The 16,801-nt window shown below is 43.8% G+C and carries 15 protein-coding genes; 1 reads left to right on the forward strand and 14 read right to left on the reverse strand.

The genetic code is table 11. The features are described 5' to 3' along the window. Positions 1-67: 67 nt before the first annotated feature. From rpoZ to ACSR9O_RS00835, 6 genes are all read right to left on the reverse strand, one after another. Entirely contained in the window at positions 68-274 is a 207-nt protein-coding gene (rpoZ, locus tag ACSR9O_RS00810) for a DNA-directed RNA polymerase subunit omega (protein ID WP_101224607.1), read from the reverse strand. A gap of 3 nt (positions 275-277) precedes the next feature. Then, positions 278-892: a guanylate kinase gene (gene gmk / locus ACSR9O_RS00815; RefSeq protein WP_034313809.1), complete on the reverse strand. Its 615-nt coding sequence runs from the start codon at positions 890-892 to the stop codon at positions 278-280. 10 nt (positions 893-902) lie between these two features. Next, on the reverse strand, positions 903-1,166 hold the full coding sequence (gene remA, locus ACSR9O_RS00820) for an extracellular matrix/biofilm regulator RemA (RefSeq protein ID WP_034313813.1): 264 nt from the start codon (positions 1,164-1,166) through the stop codon (positions 903-905). A gap of 53 nt (positions 1,167-1,219) precedes the next feature. Beyond that, entirely contained in the window at positions 1,220-2,095 is an 876-nt protein-coding gene (locus ACSR9O_RS00825; RefSeq protein ID WP_101224606.1) for a YicC/YloC family endoribonuclease, read from the reverse strand. 155 nt (positions 2,096-2,250) lie between these two features. After that, positions 2,251-4,929 carry a calcium-translocating P-type ATPase, SERCA-type gene (locus ACSR9O_RS00830; RefSeq protein WP_230177692.1) on the reverse strand — a complete coding sequence of 893 codons (2,679 nt, stop codon included), beginning with the start codon at positions 4,927-4,929 and terminating at the stop codon, positions 2,251-2,253. Beyond that, positions 4,929-5,057, reverse strand: a complete 129-nt coding sequence (locus ACSR9O_RS00835; protein WP_260357047.1) for a hypothetical protein — start codon at positions 5,055-5,057, stop codon at positions 4,929-4,931. The genes ACSR9O_RS00830 and ACSR9O_RS00835 overlap by 1 nt, the downstream gene beginning before the upstream one ends. A 293-nt stretch (positions 5,058-5,350) precedes the next feature. Here ACSR9O_RS00835 and ACSR9O_RS00840 point away from each other — a divergent pair, with 293 nt between their 5' ends. After that, positions 5,351-7,072, forward strand: a complete 1,722-nt coding sequence (locus ACSR9O_RS00840) for an Rqc2 family fibronectin-binding protein (protein ID WP_101224605.1) — start codon at positions 5,351-5,353, stop codon at positions 7,070-7,072. Positions 7,073-7,118: 46 nt separating this feature from the next. On the opposite strand, the gene pyrE is transcribed toward ACSR9O_RS00840, so the two are convergent. The 8 genes from pyrE to ACSR9O_RS00880 are packed head-to-tail and all read right to left on the reverse strand — an operon-like array spanning position 7,119 to position 16,622. Beyond that, positions 7,119-7,754, reverse strand: coding sequence for an orotate phosphoribosyltransferase (gene pyrE, locus ACSR9O_RS00845; RefSeq protein ID WP_101224604.1), 636 nt, complete (start codon positions 7,752-7,754; stop codon positions 7,119-7,121). Then, positions 7,748-8,464: an orotidine-5'-phosphate decarboxylase gene (gene pyrF, locus ACSR9O_RS00850; protein WP_230177543.1), complete on the reverse strand. Its 717-nt coding sequence runs from the start codon at positions 8,462-8,464 to the stop codon at positions 7,748-7,750. Before pyrF ends, pyrE begins: the two co-directional genes overlap by 7 nt. Beyond that, positions 8,436-9,377, reverse strand: coding sequence for a dihydroorotate dehydrogenase (locus ACSR9O_RS00855; protein WP_101224602.1), 942 nt, complete (start codon positions 9,375-9,377; stop codon positions 8,436-8,438). The genes pyrF and ACSR9O_RS00855 overlap by 29 nt, the downstream gene beginning before the upstream one ends. Then, positions 9,374-10,153 carry a dihydroorotate dehydrogenase electron transfer subunit gene (locus ACSR9O_RS00860; protein WP_101224601.1) on the reverse strand — a complete coding sequence of 260 codons (780 nt, stop codon included), beginning with the start codon at positions 10,151-10,153 and terminating at the stop codon, positions 9,374-9,376. Before ACSR9O_RS00860 ends, ACSR9O_RS00855 begins: the two co-directional genes overlap by 4 nt. Then, the gene (carB, locus tag ACSR9O_RS00865) at positions 10,150-13,356 is read right to left on the reverse strand and encodes a carbamoyl-phosphate synthase large subunit (protein ID WP_101224600.1); all 3,207 of its coding nucleotides are present in this window, start codon (positions 13,354-13,356) and stop codon (positions 10,150-10,152) included. The genes ACSR9O_RS00860 and carB overlap by 4 nt, the downstream gene beginning before the upstream one ends. Further along, positions 13,335-14,441, reverse strand: coding sequence for a carbamoyl phosphate synthase small subunit (locus tag ACSR9O_RS00870; RefSeq protein WP_491723794.1), 1,107 nt, complete (start codon positions 14,439-14,441; stop codon positions 13,335-13,337). The genes carB and ACSR9O_RS00870 overlap by 22 nt, the downstream gene beginning before the upstream one ends. After that, entirely contained in the window at positions 14,438-15,724 is a 1,287-nt protein-coding gene (pyrC, locus tag ACSR9O_RS00875) for a dihydroorotase (protein WP_230177546.1), read from the reverse strand. Before pyrC ends, ACSR9O_RS00870 begins: the two co-directional genes overlap by 4 nt. Then, positions 15,687-16,622 carry an aspartate carbamoyltransferase catalytic subunit gene (locus ACSR9O_RS00880; RefSeq protein WP_101224736.1) on the reverse strand — a complete coding sequence of 312 codons (936 nt, stop codon included), beginning with the start codon at positions 16,620-16,622 and terminating at the stop codon, positions 15,687-15,689. Before ACSR9O_RS00880 ends, pyrC begins: the two co-directional genes overlap by 38 nt. Positions 16,623-16,801: the final 179 nt, after the last annotated feature.

Consider the following 16,801-nt stretch of genomic DNA (forward strand, 5'->3'; position numbering starts at 1 on the left):
CTTTCCAAATGTAACGCTCCTGTTTGCTTTAGGGTGTCAGGCCCGATAGGTCAAGCTATGTGTTCTTTTAGTTTTCCTCGTAAGAATTATCGTAAGTCAATTTACCGGAATGAATCTCTTCAAGGGCACGACCTACTGATTTATGGGAAACCGGTTTCGTTATGAGGCAATTATCTTTAATTTGCATTTCCCTGGCACGCTTAGCTGCCACTGATACAAGTGAGTATTTTGAATCGATTTTAAGTAATAGAGAATCAATTGATGGATATAACATAATTTATTCCGCCTCCAGCATTTTTTTATATAAAACAGCAACTCTTTCCCGACGGCAATGCTCGGCTATTACAATTGCATTAATTCTAGCACATGCGGCATCCACATGATCATTTTCAACAACATAATCATACAGATCCATAAGTTCTATTTCTTCCTTGGCCACTTTCATCCGTCCTTTTATTGCTTCCTCCGTCTCGGTTCCGCGAGTAACGATGCGGCTTTCGAGTTCGGTCAAACTCGGAGGAGCAAGGAAAATGAAAAGTCCTTCAGGGAATTTCTCCCGGACCTGTTTAGCTCCTTGAACTTCAATTTCCAGAAATACATCTTTTCCGGAATCGATTGTTTCACGGACATAATCCACGGGTGTTCCATAATAATTACCGACGAACTCAGCATATTCCAGCAATTTGCCTTCCTCGATCAGTGCTTCGAATTCCTCGCGTTTTTTGAAGAAATAATCCACTCCGTCCACTTCACCATGGCGAGGCAGCCGTGTGGTCATCGAAATCGAATATTCGAATGCCGTTCCTGGCTGAGAAAAAATCGCCTTTCTTACAGTTCCTTTACCAACACCGGATGGACCGGACAAAACGATTAATAAACCTTTTTCTCTCATATTGTTTCAGTTACCCCTCTTCTACGCTGTCATCTCTATCTTGAAGCCGTGCGGCAACCGTTTCCGGTTGAACGGCAGATAAGATAACATGGTCGCTGTCTGTAATTATAACGGCCCTAGTCCTTCTACCATATGTAGCATCTATTAAGGATCCGCGGTCTCGGGCATCTTGGATGATCCTTTTGATCGGAGCCGATTCAGGGCTCACGATGGATACGATCCGGTTTGCGGAAACGATATTCCCAAAACCAATATTAATGAGCTTAATTGACATTTTTGTCCCCCATTCATACCTATTGTCACCCTGTTAGGTTCATCATAAACCGACTACTCGATATTTTGAACCTGTTCTTTTAATTTTTCAAGCAGACTTTTCATTTCCACCACTTCTTTGGTAATGGCCGAATCATTTGCCTTTGATCCAATCGTATTGACTTCCCTATTCATTTCCTGGACAAGGAAGTCAAGTTTCCTTCCAATTGGTTCACTATGGGTAAGCGTCCTTGAAAATTGCTGTACATGGCTATCGAGTCTGGTCAGTTCTTCATTTATATCACATTTATCTGCAAAAATGGCCGCTTCTGTCACAATGCGGCTATCTTCGATCAATCCTTCAGTCAACTCTGCCAGTTTGATTTCCAAGCGGGCTTTATATTTTTCGACGACTGAAGGTGCATGCATTTTGACCCCTGCTACAATCTCACCAAACTTTTCAAGCTGGCGTTTCATGTCCAAGGCCAGTTCCTGACCTTCCAGATTCCGCATTGTTTTCAGATTTTCCAATGCCCCCGTGACAGCCTTCAATAACAGGGATTCCAAATCGGCAGGAACCGCAGGTACTTCCTCCGTTATGAAAATCGATTCAAGTTGCAGCATATCCTGTAATGTAATGGAACTTTCCAGATTGTATTTTCCCTTGACTTCTTCCATCAACCCCACATACTGATCAGCAAGATCCCAATCGATCTTCACCTTTTTGGAAACCAGGCTCTCACCTTCAACTGTAATGAAGATTTCCACCCGTCCCCTTCTTATGTATTGGTTCGCCTTCTTCTTCACCTTTTCTTCCAAAACCAAAAGCTGGCGCGGCATTCGAATCGTATATTCACAAAAACGATGGTTCACGGTCTTAATTTCAGCAAAAACCTTGACCTGTTCGTTTTCCGCTTCTTCTCTTCCATAGCCCGTCATACTGGTAACCATGGTTCCACATCCTATCAAACATAATGTAGTAATTTAGCCTTTAATATTCATTATATATTAGCTACAGCACGAAAACTTTAGCTCACAAATAAAATACTACAAAAATAAAAAGGCAATAGAGCAAGACTCTACCACCTTAAAGATTATATCATATATCATTGTGCTTTTCTTGCTAAAAAGGTTCCAGCCAGTAAAAAAGTTGGAATGGATGCCATTCCTATTACTAATAGCCAATCCCTTCCCGAAATCGGTACCGTATGAAAGATTGTTTGTAAAGGCTGCACATACATGACGGCTACCATCAATAATAGGGAGGATAATACCGCCCCCACTAGATAAAGGTTACCGAATGGATTTCTCGAGAAGATCGAACGTTCACTTCGGCAATCGAATACATGTATAAGCTGAGCCAATACCAAGGTAGCGAACGCAATCGTTTGTGCATATGCAAGGTTTTCGGGATTTGCACGATATACAACATAAAATGCGATCAATGTAGAAACCCCGATCAGAAAACCGCGTGAAATGATCTTCCAGCCAAGCCCTCTTCCAAAAACACCTTCATTGGCATTTCTTGGATTTCTTTTCATTACATCTTCTTCGGCGGCATCCAGACCCAACGCCATCGCGGGCAGTCCGTCAGTCACAAGGTTCACGAATAAGATCTGGATTGGTATCAAAGGTAAAGGCAATGCACATAGCATCGCAAAAAACATGACCAAGATCTCCCCCACATTGGAAGCAAGCAGATAACGGATGAACTTCCTGATGTTTTCATAAATATTCCTGCCTTCTTTGATGGCCGATTTAATTGTGGCAAAATTATCATCAACCAATATCAAGGAAGAAGCTTCCTTCGCGACATCAGTACCCGTGATGCCCATGGATATACCAATATCCGCTGATTTTATTGCAGGGGCATCATTGACTCCATCCCCTGTCATTGCAACGACATGTCCTTTATTTTGCAAGGCTTTTACGATTTTCAACTTATGTTCCGGGGAAACGCGGGCAAATACCGAAACACTTTCAACAACTTCCTCAAGTTCCCCGACATCCATGTCCGCCAATTGCCGTCCTTCAAGTACACGGTCTTTTCCTTTTAAAATACCAAGTTCTTTAGCTATTGCCTTTGCGGTTATTACATGGTCGCCAGTAATCATGACAGTTTTGATCCCGGCATCCCTGCATTCCTTAACAGCCTGCTTCACCTCCGGACGCGGGGGATCGATCATGCCCTGCAGCCCCATGAAGGTCAAATTGCGCTCAGCTTCGGTTTCATGAAGCAAAATCGTTCCTTTCGGAAGGGGTTTATATCCAACGGCAATCATTCGAAGTGCCTGTGAGGCAAGCTCATTCATATCCTGCTGTACCCTTTCCTTACTCTCCCGATTTAATATTTCCGACCTGCCTTCCCAAAGAATCGTATCGGACTGGGCGATCAATACGTCAGGGGCCCCTTTTGCAATTACAAAATGATTATCCTTATCATCCTTCACTATAACACTCATCATTTTGCGGCTCGAGTCAAATGGAAACTCCTTCACTATCGTAAACCCCTTAGACAGGTGTTCCCTGGTCAACCCTGCTTTCATTGCCGCGACCAACATCGCCCCTTCTGTCGGATCACCGTCTAAAATATATTGTTTACCATTCTCCTTTAACTCAGCTTTGTTACAGAGCATGCCGAATGTAATTATTTGCAGCAATGCATTATGGTTTCTCGGGGCAACTGAAACTCCCTCTAAAGAAAACTCTCCGACAGGTTTATAACCAGTACCGCTGACATCCCAAGTTTTCCCTCCACTCCAAACCTTCGTCACCGTCATTTTGTTTTGGGTCAGTGTTCCTGTCTTATCTGAGCAAATCACCGTTGCGCAGCCTAGCGTTTCTACAGCAGGAAGCTTGCGGACAATCGCTTTTTGTTTGATCATACGCTGAACGCCTAAAGACAAGGCTACGGTCACAATGGCTGGCAAGCCTTCGGGAATCGCTGCAACAGCCAATGATACCCCGGCCAAAAACATCGTATAGAGGTCATGCCCTTGAATGACACCAGTCAGGACTACAATTACAGTTAATATTAAAGCCGTGACGATCAAAATTTTGCCTAACTGCTCCAACCTCCGCTGAAGCGGTGTTTCTTTTGTTTCTGCAGTCTGCAGGAGATCCGCAATCTTGCCCATCGCCGTATTCATACCCGTAGCGGTTACGATTCCGACTCCATTTCCTCTTGTCACCATCGTTCCCATAAAAGCCATATTTTCCTGATCACCGATACCTTCGACTTCATTCATCAATGGATCGGAACATTTAACGGCCGGGAGTGACTCTCCGGTAAGTGCAGACTCTTCTATTTCAAGGCTTGAATGGTCGACGATCCGTAAATCGGCACCAATTCGGTCACCGCTCGAAAACTTCAGGATATCCCCCACAACGACTTCCTTCGATGGGATCTTCAGCCACTGTCCACCTCGAAGCACGTAAACTTGCGGCGCTGCCATTTCCTTTAGGGCATCCAAGGATTTTTCTGCCTTCCGTTCTTGAAAAAAACCAAGTAATCCATTCAAAAAAACAATCGCCATGATGGCAATCGCATCGATATATTCACCCAATATCCCGGAGACCAATGTCGCGGCAAGTAAAACGATGACCATGAAATCTTTGAATTGGGCGAAGAATAAAAGAATGGCAGACTGTTTTTCCCCTTCCTTCAATTCGTTAAAGCCATGCTTTCGCAGCCTGTCCTTTACTTCATCATCGTCCAAACCGTGTGTAACGTTTGTTTGAAGCGCTTTCTCCATTTCTTGATTATTCATTTCCTTGAACTCCATCAAGTATCACACATCCCTTTGAATAGAATGAAATAGGCTCCTGTATACATCTCAACAGGCGCTTTTTGCTTTACCCATCCAACACCTGCCTGCTTACCGATACATAAAACAACCTGCTCTTCTTCCATGATTATTCAGACTCGTCCAAAATAATGCTATAATTAAACAGAATTGCGGAAAGAAGAACGATGCGGATAATTTAATGAATGAACGAAAGCTAATCATGATGGATGGTCTAATTTAGGATTTATCTCAGGAACCTATAAAAATAGCATCCATTCAATATTCCCGAACGGCAGCTACAGCTTTCCACCCAGTTCGCTTAAATTTGTGATTAGCTAAAATGGGCAGTCCAATGCACTGATAACGCTTAGCAAAATGAGTATCTTAGAAAATCTTATGTAAAGGAAGTAAAAATAGAATGTCATTTGATGGATTATTTACGAAAGCGATGACGGAAGAAATCGCTTCTATATTAAAAGGTGGACGAATCAATAAGGTACATCAGCCTTATAAAAATGAAGTAATACTGGTTGTTCGTGCTGGAGGTAAGAACCATAAGCTCTTATTGTCAGCCCACCCAAGTTATTCGAGGGTGCAAATGACCGAAGAAAGCTATGAAAACCCCAAGGAAGCACCCATGTTCTGCATGCTTCTTAGGAAGCACCTCGAAGGCTACACGATAGAAAATATTTATCAATATGAACTTGATAGAATGATCATTTTTGAAGTGAAGGGCCGCAATGAGCTTGGTGATGTCTCCCAAAAGCAGTTAATCATCGAAATCATGGGACGTCACAGCAACATTGTTTTAGTTGATAAAGAACGGAATATGATTTTGGACAGCATTAAGCATGTTTCACATGCAGTTAACAGTTATCGGGCGATACTGCCTGGCCAAGAATATAAGGCTCCACCAGCACAAGAAAAGAATAATCCCTTCGATGCTACGGAGGACGATATCAGGAAGAATATCGACTTCAATGCAGGAAAGCTGGATCGACAGCTTGTTGCCCATTTTTCCGGAGTTTCACCATTAGTTGCAAAGGAAGCCGTCTACCGGGCTGGGCTTGCCAACAGCACGACCCTTCCTTCAGCATTTTTAAGTATTATCCAGGAAATCTCGGAGGAAAAATATGCCGCCACGATCAAACAAGATGGAAATAAAGAAGTTTTTTATATGCTTTCACTAGAGCATCTGACTGGCAATCAACGTACGTTTCCTTCATTGAGCGAGATGCTCGACCGCTATTACTTCGGAAAGGCAGAAAGAGATCGGGTTAAGCAAAAGAGCCAGGATGTAGAACGTTTCATTACGAATGAAATCGAAAAGAACACAAAAAAAATCGGGAAGCTCGAACGTACATTAAAAGATACGGAACGCGGGGAACAGTATCAGTTGTTCGGTGAGCTGCTTACAGCTAATCTATATCAAATGAAAAAAGGCATGAAGGAAATAGAAGTCGTCAATTATTATGATGAAGATCAAAATATGGTCACCATCCCGCTTGACCCTTTAAAAAATCCATCAGATAATGCACAAAAGTACTTCTCCAGATACCAAAAGTCCAAAAATGCAGTCGGAGTAGTGCAAGAACAAATCGAAAAAACAAAATTGGAATTGGCCTATTTTGAAGCCTTGCACCAGCAGCTTCAATCAGCGTCACCCAGAGATATAGAGGAAATTCGCGAAGAACTTCAAGAAGAAGGATACATTCGGCAAAAAAAGAAAAAAGGCATGAAAAAGCCTGCAAATGCAAAACCGCAGCTTGAAACATATTATGCTACAGATGGAGATCAGATTTTTGTCGGGAAGAATAATAAACAAAATGATTACCTAACAAATAAGTTTGCACGCCGTGATGAAATATGGCTTCATACCAAAGATATACCTGGCTCACATGTTGTCATTCGAAATGAATCGCCAAGTGAAGAAACGATAAAAGAGGCAGCCGTATTAGCAGCTTTCTTCAGTAAAGCCAAGCAATCGAGTTCAGTGCCCGTTGACTTCACACAAGTTCGCCATGTTAAGAAACCGAATGGTTCCAAGCCCGGGTTCGTGATCTATGAGCAGCAGCAGACCGTATATATTACACCTGATGCCGATACCGTCATACGCTTAAAGGAAGCGGTAAAGGAGTAAAAAAATAGAGTTGGCCCAATCCTCCGTGATTGGGTCAACTCTATTTTCATGCTGAAATCCAAGCTGTATCAGCCGGATTCTCGCGCCATTTTTTTAACTTTTCCAATTCATCTGCCGTGATGTACCCTTTTTCATTAGCGACCTTTATCAAAGTCGAGTAGTCACTCAACGAATGGTTAATAATGCCCTCAGCATCGAATTTTTCTTTTCCCTTTTCCAATTCATAAGTAAAGATCGAAACGACTCCTAGAACATCACAGCCTGCTTCCTTCAGCGCGTTAACAGCAGTTATTACACTTCCGCCGGTTGAAATCAAGTCTTCCACAACCACCACTTTTTGTCCTGGAACAGCACGGCCTTCGATTTGATTGCCCTTTCCGTGCTCCTTGGCTTTGGATCGAACATAGCACATCGGTGCATTTAATTTTTCACTTACCCAAGCTGCATGCGGAATGCCGGCAGTTGCTGTTCCTGCAATTAGTTCAGCCTCAGGGAAGTGCTGTTCAATCAATCCTTTCAATCCTTCCGCTATTTCATTACGAACCTCTGGGTACGAAAGGGTTAAACGGTTGTCACAATAAATGGGTGATTGAATTCCAGATGCCCAAGTGAATGGGTCATTCGGCTGTAGGTACACTGCTTTTATTTCCAAAAGATGTTCAGCTATCTTATTATTTAACATGATATTCCCTCCCAAGCTGCTTTCATATCCAAATACGCCCTTAATGGATCTTCCGCTCCTGTTATGGCTCTTCCTACAACGATGGCATCCGCTCCAAATTCCCTAGCCTGTTCAGGCGTGGCAATTCTCTTTTGATCATGCGTCTGTCCTCCTGCATTTCGGATTCCAGGTGTGACCGTTAAAAATTCATGACCGATGCGTTCATGTATGGTCTTTACTTCATGGGTGGAACATACGACTCCATCCAACCCTGCCTCTTTAGTAAGTTTTGCATAATGGAGGACCGAATCCTCCAGAGATCCGGCAATGTTTTGCTCAACATTCATTTGTTCTTGTGACGTGCTCGTCAGTTGGGTAACCCCTATGCATAATGGACGCTTTTTACCAGCGGACGTTCCCTTATCCAGGCCTTCGATGGCTGCTTCCATCATTTTTTGGCCACCCGCCGCATGTACATTGACCATGTCGGCACCTAAAGTTGCCAATCCTGTCATGGCCATTTTGACCGTATTTGGAATATCATGAAGCTTCAAGTCCAAAAACACATCGTGACCTTGCTCTTTTACGAAAGAGATTATTGATGGCCCATTCTGATAAAATAATTCCATCCCCACTTTTACAGCCAGTTTTTCCGAGTGGAACTGTTTTAGGAATTTCTCCGTTTGAATGAAGTCAGGGAAATCAAGAGCGATAATTAGTGACTGTTTCATTCTGCTTCCAGCTCCTTCCAGTACATTCTGAAATATGGTCAAATCCCAGCTCATCCAACAATTTCGGCAATTCTTCAATGATGGTCGGGCAAACAAAGGGATCCACGAAGTTCGCGGTTCCTACCGCAACAGCACTGGCACCCGCATAGAAAAATTCAATGACGTCTTCCGCTGTAGCGATGCCGCCCATTCCGATTATTGGAATCGACACTTGCTGGCTTACCTCATAAATCATCCGGAGAGCAACAGGTTTTATTGCAGGACCAGATAAACCTCCCGTTCTGTTCGATAGAATCGGTTTACCAGTCTTTAAATCCAACCGCATGCCGACTAATGTATTTATCATTGTCAGCCCGTCGGCCCCGCCTTCTTCTACAGCTTTGGCCATTTCCACAATATCACTGACATTCGGTGAAAGCTTCACATATACAGGAACGGAAGATACTTCCTTGACCGCCTTTGTTACCTCTTTGGCAACTTCCGGTACCGTACCGAAAGCTATGCCTCCTTCTTTTACATTCGGACAAGAGATATTCAATTCAAGTGCTTTTACATTCCCTACCTTGCTTATTTCCCTGGCAACCTTTACATAGTCAGCTATTTGAGAACCTGCAACGTTGGCGATGATGGGAACATCATACCCACCTAGCCAGGCCAGTTCTTCACTGATGACCTTTTCTAAACCTGGATTCTGCAGACCGATGGCGTTCAGCATTCCCGAAGAGGTTTCCGCAACACGCGGAGTAGGGTTACCGAACCTCGGCTCAGGAGTGGTCGCTTTGATCATGATCGCCCCAAGAATATCCAAGTCGAAAAATTGACTGTATTCACGGCCAAATCCAAAGCATCCAGATGCTGGCATGACTGGGTTTTTCAAATGTAATCCTGGTAATTCAACTGAAAGCCTGCTCATAGTACCACCTCTCCTGCCCGGAACACGGGTCCATCGCTGCATACCTTTTTATAACTGAAACCAGTTGGATCATCCCCTGTATGACACACGCAGGCAAAGCATGCACCGATGCCGCAGCCCATCCTTTCCTCAAGGGACAGGTAAAGCTTTTTCTCACGATAGCCCGCTTCCAACGCTCTTAACATTGGTGTAGGCCCGCAGGAAAAGATTGTTGCAAACTCTTGCTCAAGGTTGTCTATTACAGTCGTAACAAATCCTTTTGTCCCATATGAACCATCCACCGTGGCTATATGGGTATCACCTAATTCACTGAATTCTTTTTCGTAAAAGATGGCGGACTTGGTCTGGAAGCCCAATACATGGATTACATTTACACCTTTCGCAACCAACATCTGTGATAGTTGATACAGGGGCGGGACACCAATCCCGCCGCCAACCAATAATGCCGTTTCTCCCTTTTTGGCCTCATGAACGGGAAATCCGTTGCCAAGCGGTCCAAGAATATCGACCGCTTCCGCCTCTTTACGCTGTGATAACAGCGTCGTCCCTTTCCCTTCAGCCCGGTATATCATCGTGAACTGTTTTTCACTGCTGTTGTAAGAAGAAATTGAAATCGGGCGTCTTAACAATGGCTCAGTGCCTTCTGTTGTCTTGACTTGGACAAACTGGCCTGGTTGCTTCATCTCTGAAACCAATTCACCTTGCAAGGTAAGTTCAAAGATGGATGGGGCCAGCTCCTTATGATTTAACACCTTCATTCTTTCCTTCTTGATCATATATAGCTCACCTCACGACTTTTTTCCGTTTTTCCCATTGCTTCTGCCGAGAAGGTCATGGATTCTATCACTCTTAAAATAGCTTCTGCCGTATCAAGTGATGTTAAGCATGTCACTCCATTTTCAACCGATTCACGTCGGATTCTGAAACCATCCCGGGCCGGCTGCTTGCCTTTTGTCAAAGTATTTATGACAAATTGCGCTTCCCCGTTCCGGATAACATCCAGCAGGTTTGTACCTTCTTCGCCAATTTTACCGACAATCGCAGTCGGGATGCCCGATTGCTGCAATAGGGCCGCAGTTCCGCTGGTGGCTATCAGCTTGAATCCGATATTATGGAAACGTCTTGCTAAAAGTAACGCTTCTTGCTTATCTTTGTCCGATATCGTCAATAACACCGAACCATGCCCCTTAATTTTGAAGCCGGAAGCGACCAACCCTTTATATAAAGCCTTTTCGAGGGTGCTATCTTTCCCCATTACTTCACCAGTCGATTTCATTTCAGGTCCGAGAGAAATGTCCACGCCTCTTAATTTTGCAAAAGAGAAGACCGGCACTTTCACAAAGACCCCAGTTTGTTCTGGCACTAACCCAGATCTGTAACCTTGGCTTTCTAGTGTGTGGCCCAAGATGACCTTCGTGGCTAAGTTAGCCATCGGCACATTCGTAATTTTACTTAAGAATGGAACGGTCCGGCTCGAACGTGGATTTACTTCAATTACATACACTTCTTCATTGCTGATGACATATTGAATGTTCAAGAGACCAATTATATTCAAGCCTTTTGCCAATCGGGTCGTATAGTCGATGATTACTTCTTTTTGTTTTTCCGTTAAATTTTGCGGCGGATAAACTGCAATCGAATCACCTGAATGGACGCCGGCACGTTCGATATGCTCCATGATCCCAGGGATAACCACCGTTTCACCATCGGAAATACCATCGACTTCTATTTCCTTACCCGTTAAGTAGCGGTCTATCAGGACAGGATGATCCGGATTTATTTTCACGGCATTTTTCATGTAATGCAGCAATTCTTCTTGTTTATAGACGATTTCCATCGCTCTTCCTCCGAGAACATACGATGGCCTTACTAAAACAGGGTAACCAATATCTTCAGCGATGACGATCGCTTCATCAACCGATGTTGCGGTTTTACCCTTTGGCTGAGGAATGCCTAAATCCTTCAGTGCTTTTTCAAATTTATTGCGATTTTCCGCCCTATCCAGGTCTTCAAGTGAAGTACCAAGGATTTTCACTCCTCTTTCAACAAGACCATCTGCAAGGTTGATTGCTGTCTGTCCGCCAAACTGGACGATGACGCCTTCCGGTTTTTCCAAATCGATGACATGCATGACATCTTCAATAGTCAATGGTTCGAAATAAAGTTTGTCGGAGATACTGAAATCCGTCGAAACTGTTTCTGGATTGTTGTTGATGATGATCGCTTCATATCCAGCTTCTTTAATGGCCCATACCGAATGTACGGTCGCATAATCAAACTCTACTCCTTGCCCGATCCGAATTGGACCTGATCCCAGGACAATGACACTTTTCTTGTCGGTCACGATGGATTCATTCTCATCTTCATATGTCCCATAAAAATACGGTGTTTCCGATTCGAATTCTGCAGCACATGTATCAACCATTTTGTAAACAGGGATGATTCCTTGCTGTTTCCGGTACTCATAAACGTCAATTTCGGGAACTTCCCATATTTCCGCGATCGTTTTGTCAGAAAACCCTAGTTCTTTAGCCTTTTGCAATACTTCACAATCAAATGAATGTTCTTTAAGCTGCTTTTCAAAGTCGATTATCTTTTTCAACTTATGCAAGAAGAATAAATCGATCTGGCTCCATTCGTGGATGGTTTCGATCGTTTTGCCCCTTCTTAAAGCTTCACCGATATAGAATAACCGTTCATCTCCGGCTTTTCGGATCCGTTTCTCTATTTTTCCATCCTCAAACTCGTCATTCAAGTTAAGATGGTATATACCCGCTTCAAGGGAACGGACAGCTTTTAAGATGGATTCCTCGAATGTACGGCCGATTGCCATGACTTCTCCGGTCGCTTTCATTTGGGTCCCGAGTCTACGGTTGGCGCTTTCGAACTTATCGAAAGGCCAGCGCGGAATTTTCGTAACGACATAGTCCAGTGCCGGTTCAAAGCTGGCATAGGTTTTGCCAGTGACAGGGTTCATCATTTCATCAAGTGTCAAACCAACGGCTATCTTTGCTGCCAGCTTTGCAATTGGATACCCAGTCGCTTTTGAAGCAAGTGCCGAAGAACGGCTGACCCTTGGGTTCACTTCAATGACATAATATTGATAGCTGTTTGGATCTAGCGCAAGCTGAACATTACATCCACCTTCAATTTTCAAAGCGCGGATAATCTTCAAAGAAGTATTCCGAAGCATTTGATACTCTCTGTCACTTAATGTTTGGCTTGGTGCCGCAACTATTGAATCTCCTGTATGGACACCGACAGGATCGAAGTTTTCCATATTACAAACGACTATTGCATTATCATTGGAATCACGCATCACTTCATATTCCACTTCTTTGAAACCGGCAATGCTCTTCTCAAGCAAACATTGGTGAACCGGGCTGCTTTTCAGGCCACCCTCAACGATCTCGATAAGCTGCTCTTCGTTATCACAAATCCCACCGCCTGTTCCGCCAAGCGTGAAGGCTGGACGAACAATGACCGGATAGCCGACTCGTTCAACGAATGTATAGGCTTCTTCCAAGTTATGAATAATGTCGCTGTCAGGTACTGGTTCCCCAAGATCGTTCATTAGCGTACGGAAAAGGTCACGGTCTTCCGCTTGTTGGATAGCCGAAAGTTTGGTACCAAGAATCTGTACATTGCATTCTTCCAGGATTCCTGATTCGGCAAGCTCAACGGCCATGTTCAAGCCAGTCTGTCCGCCCAAGGTAGGTAACAGTGCATCCGGGCGCTCTTTACGAATGATTTTGCTGACAAATTCCAATGTGATCGGTTCAATATAAACCGCGTCAGCCATTTCAGTGTCTGTCATGATTGTAGCAGGGTTAGAGTTAATCAGGATCACTCGATAACCTTCTTCTTTTAAGGCTATACACGCTTGGGTTCCTGCATAATCGAACTCGGCGGCCTGTCCGATGACGATCGGACCGGAACCAATTACTAGGATGCTTTTTATATCAGTGCGTTTTGGCATGTTTTTTCCCCCTTGTTGGTTGCAGCTTCAATCATTTGTAAGAATTCATTGAATAAGTAGTTGGCATCTTCCGGACCTGGTGATGCTTCCGGGTGATATTGCACGGTGAAAGCCGGATACTTTTTATGGCGCAGTCCTTCAATCGTATCGTCATTCAATGCTGTATGTGTCACAATAAGATCTGTACTTTCTATGGAAAGCTCTTCAACTGTATATCCATGATTTTGAGATGTGATGGATACTTTTCCGGTACGAAGGTCCCTGACCGGATGATTCGAACCTCGATGGCCGAATTTTAATTTTGCTGTATCCGCCCCGTTTGCAAGTGCGAATAATTGATGTCCTAAACAGATTCCGAATAACGGCACTTGCGTTTGGATTGTCCGGATCATTTCGAGCGTCTCAAGAACACTTTTCGGATCTCCAGGACCGTTTGAAAGCATCACGCCATCCGGATGATATTGCATCACTTCTTCGGCCGTGACGTTATAAGGCACAACCACGACATCACAGCCGCGCTTCGTCAACTCACGTAAAATCCCATGCTTCATGCCGTAATCTACAAGAACTACCCGCGGGCCTCTGCCCGGGCTGGAATAAGGTGCTTTTGTTGAAACCTGTTTTACCTGATTAGAAGGAATCACCGTTGCTTTCAATTGGGAAACCACTTCATTTGCATCTTTATTGATATTGCAAAGTGCCCCTTTAAGTGCACCTGATTTCCTGATGATTCTTGTCAGCTTTCTCGTATCGATTCCGCTAATTCCAGGTATGTTCTTCATTTTCAAATATTCATCTAGTGATAATTGGTTTCGCCAGTTGGAAGGATGTTCTGCTGTTTCCTTAACGACGAATCCTGCTATGGCTGGATTGATGGATTCAAAGTCATCCCGGTTTATCCCGTAGTTCCCGATTAATGGATACGTAAGTGTAACGATTTGACCGCAATACGATGGATCGGATAGAATCTCTTGGTATCCCGTCATTCCTGTGTTAAAAACGACTTCACCTATTTTTTCTACGTACCCTCCGAATGCTTCCCCAAGGAATACTGTCCCATCTTCTAAAATTAGCTGTCTTTTCATCCTTGAACACGTCCTTTTTCCCAAGCTATTTTTCCTTGTGCAATCGTCATGACTGGCCAGCCATAACATTTCTTTTCATTAAAAGGTGTATTTTTCCCTTTTGAAGCAAACTCTTCAGCATTGATTTCTTTTTCCGTTTCCAAATCGATGAGTACGATATCCGCAGTAGCACCTTCTTTTAGCTCTCCATAAGGAAGGGAGAAACTTTCAGATGGTTTGATTGTCATGAAATCGATCAATTGCTTTAATGTTATGATGCCCTTTTTAACCAATTCGGTGTAAAGCAGCGGGAAGGCGGTTTCCAATCCTACTATTCCGAAAGGAGCCAGCTGCATTCCCTGCGCCTTTTCCTCTGCCGTATGCGGGGCATGGTCTGTTGCTATGAAATCGATGGTTCCGTCAAGCAGTCCTTCAATCAACGCGTCCCGATCTTCACGGCCCCTTAATGGCGGGTTCATTTTATAATTCGCATCAAGTCCCGGTATATCATCTTCACACAATAATAAGTGATGCGGTGTAACTTCGGCTGTAACTCGAATACCTGCACGTTTTGCATCCCTTACCGTCCTTACCGATTCCTTAGTGGATATATGGCACACGTGATAATGGCAGTTAGCCGCTTCGGCAAGAAGGATATCCCGGGCGATATGTACCGCTTCACATGCCGACGGAATTCCATTGATTCCCTGTTCTTTTGAGAATCTTCCTTCATGGACGGAGCCTTTATTGATTAAGCTATTGTCTTCACAATGAGCTACTATGGCCATATCTTGAGCGGCTGCCCGTTTCATCGCTTCCAGCATCATCCCGGCTTCTTGAATTCCTACGCCGTCGTCCGTAAAGGCGAAAGCACCCGTTTGTTTTAATGAAGCAAAGTCGGTCAGCTCCTTGCCTGCTTCCCTTATCGTAATGGATGCATATGGGAGTACCCTGACATGAGCCGTTTCTTCAATCTTCCTGTTAAGCGCCTCAAGGTTCTCCACTGTATCAGGAACTGGCCTTGTATTCGGCATCGCCGCTACCGTAGTGAAACCGCCTCTTGCCGCTGCAAGCGTCCCGCTTGCGATCGTTTCTTTATGTTCACCGCCAGGTTCGCGTAAATGGACATGCAGGTCAACGAATCCTGATGTAATAAGTAACCCTTCAGCGTCAACTACCTTACAATTTTCCGTTGCCAGGTTTTCGCCGATTTTTGTGATGACCTTGCCTTCCATTTCAATGTCCGCTTTTTTGAATGAGTTTTGATTATCTAGCAATACTCCATTTTTGATTACTGTTTTCATGAGTGTTTCCCCCTTCGGATTGTTCAAGCACATTTTTTAATACGGCCATTCTAATGAACACGCCATTCTCCATTTGTTTAAAAATTCTTGAGCGGCTGCATTCGACTAAATCACTGTCTATTTCAACACCGCGGTTTATTGGTGCAGGATGCATGATGATCGCACCCGGTTTCATATTTTCTTCACGTTGTTTGGTCAGGCCGAAACTTTCCAGATAATCTCCATTTGCCTGATCGTATTTTTCAATATGCCTTTCATGCTGTATTCTGAGCAGCATGACCACATCCGAGGTAGCTACCGCATGATCGATGTCCTCATACCTTCCTAAACTGTTTGTTCTGTCAAACCATTCAGGCGGGCCCGAAAATACGACATTCGCTCCTAAGCGGGTCAATGCTTCTGCATTCGATTTCGCAACCCGACTATGCCTCACATCACCAATTATGGCAATCTTCAGACCTTTGAAACTTTTAAACTCTTGTTTTATCGTCAATAGGTCCAGTAATGATTGGGTTGGATGATTTCCGCAGCCATCCCCTGCATTGATTATTGGAATCCCGATCTTCTCATTCAATTCGTCAAAATAATTATCCTGTTCATGACGGATGATCAAGGCATTTACACCTATTGCTTCTAGTGTTTTAACAGTGTCATATAAGGTTTCACCTTTTAACACGGAGGATGTACCCGCATCAAAAGGAATGACCTCAAGTCCCAATTTTCTTTCAGCCATTTCAAAGCTTGATTTTGTACGTGTACTTGGTTCAAAGAAGAGATTGGCAACTGTGGTCTGCTGCTTTGGATTCCAGCTAGATCCGTTGGCAAAACACTCTGCCTCATGTAAAATTCTTTCAATATCGGTTAAAGTCAATTCATTCATGGTCAATAATTTTTTCATCGAACCTGCTCCTTTCACATTTGTGATGCGGGGCATAAAAAACACCCCGCCATTAAGGACAGGGTGTAGGTCATAAAGAGTGTGAGGTCACGGAATGGTTTACACTTTATCCCGTTCTCATTCTTTACAGCAACACCCTTTTAAGCCTCTCTGGACTTCTTTTAAAAGGTGATTTATTG

Source organism: Peribacillus sp. B65 (assembly GCF_058513295.1).

Excerpts from the sequence above, each read along its gene's own strand:
- remA (WP_034313813.1), bottom strand. The coding sequence starts at position 1,166 with ATGTCAATTAAGCTCATTAATATTGGTTTTGGGAATATCGTTTCCGCA.
- rpoZ (WP_101224607.1), bottom strand. The coding sequence starts at position 274 with ATGTTATATCCATCAATTGATTCTCTATTACTTAAAATCGATTCAAAA.
- ACSR9O_RS00835 (WP_260357047.1), bottom strand. The coding sequence starts at position 5,057 with ATGGAAGAAGAGCAGGTTGTTTTATGTATCGGTAAGCAGGCAGGTGTT.
- ACSR9O_RS00860 (WP_101224601.1), bottom strand. The coding sequence starts at position 10,153 with ATGATCAAGAAGGAAAGAATGAAGGTGTTAAATCATAAGGAGCTGGCC.
- pyrC (WP_230177546.1), bottom strand. The coding sequence starts at position 15,724 with ATGAAAACAGTAATCAAAAATGGAGTATTGCTAGATAATCAAAACTCA.
- ACSR9O_RS00855 (WP_101224602.1), bottom strand. The coding sequence starts at position 9,377 with ATGAGCAGGCTTTCAGTTGAATTACCAGGATTACATTTGAAAAACCCA.
- pyrF (WP_230177543.1), bottom strand. The coding sequence starts at position 8,464 with ATGAAACAGTCACTAATTATCGCTCTTGATTTCCCTGACTTCATTCAA.
- ACSR9O_RS00825 (WP_101224606.1), bottom strand. The coding sequence starts at position 2,095 with ATGGTTACCAGTATGACGGGCTATGGAAGAGAAGAAGCGGAAAACGAA.
- ACSR9O_RS00870 (WP_491723794.1), bottom strand. The coding sequence starts at position 14,441 with ATGAAAAGACAGCTAATTTTAGAAGATGGGACAGTATTCCTTGGGGAA.
- gmk (WP_034313809.1), bottom strand. The coding sequence starts at position 892 with ATGAGAGAAAAAGGTTTATTAATCGTTTTGTCCGGTCCATCCGGTGTT.
- pyrE (WP_101224604.1), bottom strand. The coding sequence starts at position 7,754 with ATGTTAAATAATAAGATAGCTGAACATCTTTTGGAAATAAAAGCAGTG.
- carB (WP_101224600.1), bottom strand. The coding sequence starts at position 13,356 with ATGCCAAAACGCACTGATATAAAAAGCATCCTAGTAATTGGTTCCGGT.
- ACSR9O_RS00880 (WP_101224736.1), bottom strand. The coding sequence starts at position 16,622 with ATGAAAAAATTATTGACCATGAATGAATTGACTTTAACCGATATTGAA.
- ACSR9O_RS00840 (WP_101224605.1), top strand. The coding sequence starts at position 5,351 with ATGTCATTTGATGGATTATTTACGAAAGCGATGACGGAAGAAATCGCT.
- ACSR9O_RS00830 (WP_230177692.1), bottom strand. The coding sequence starts at position 4,929 with ATGGAGTTCAAGGAAATGAATAATCAAGAAATGGAGAAAGCGCTTCAA.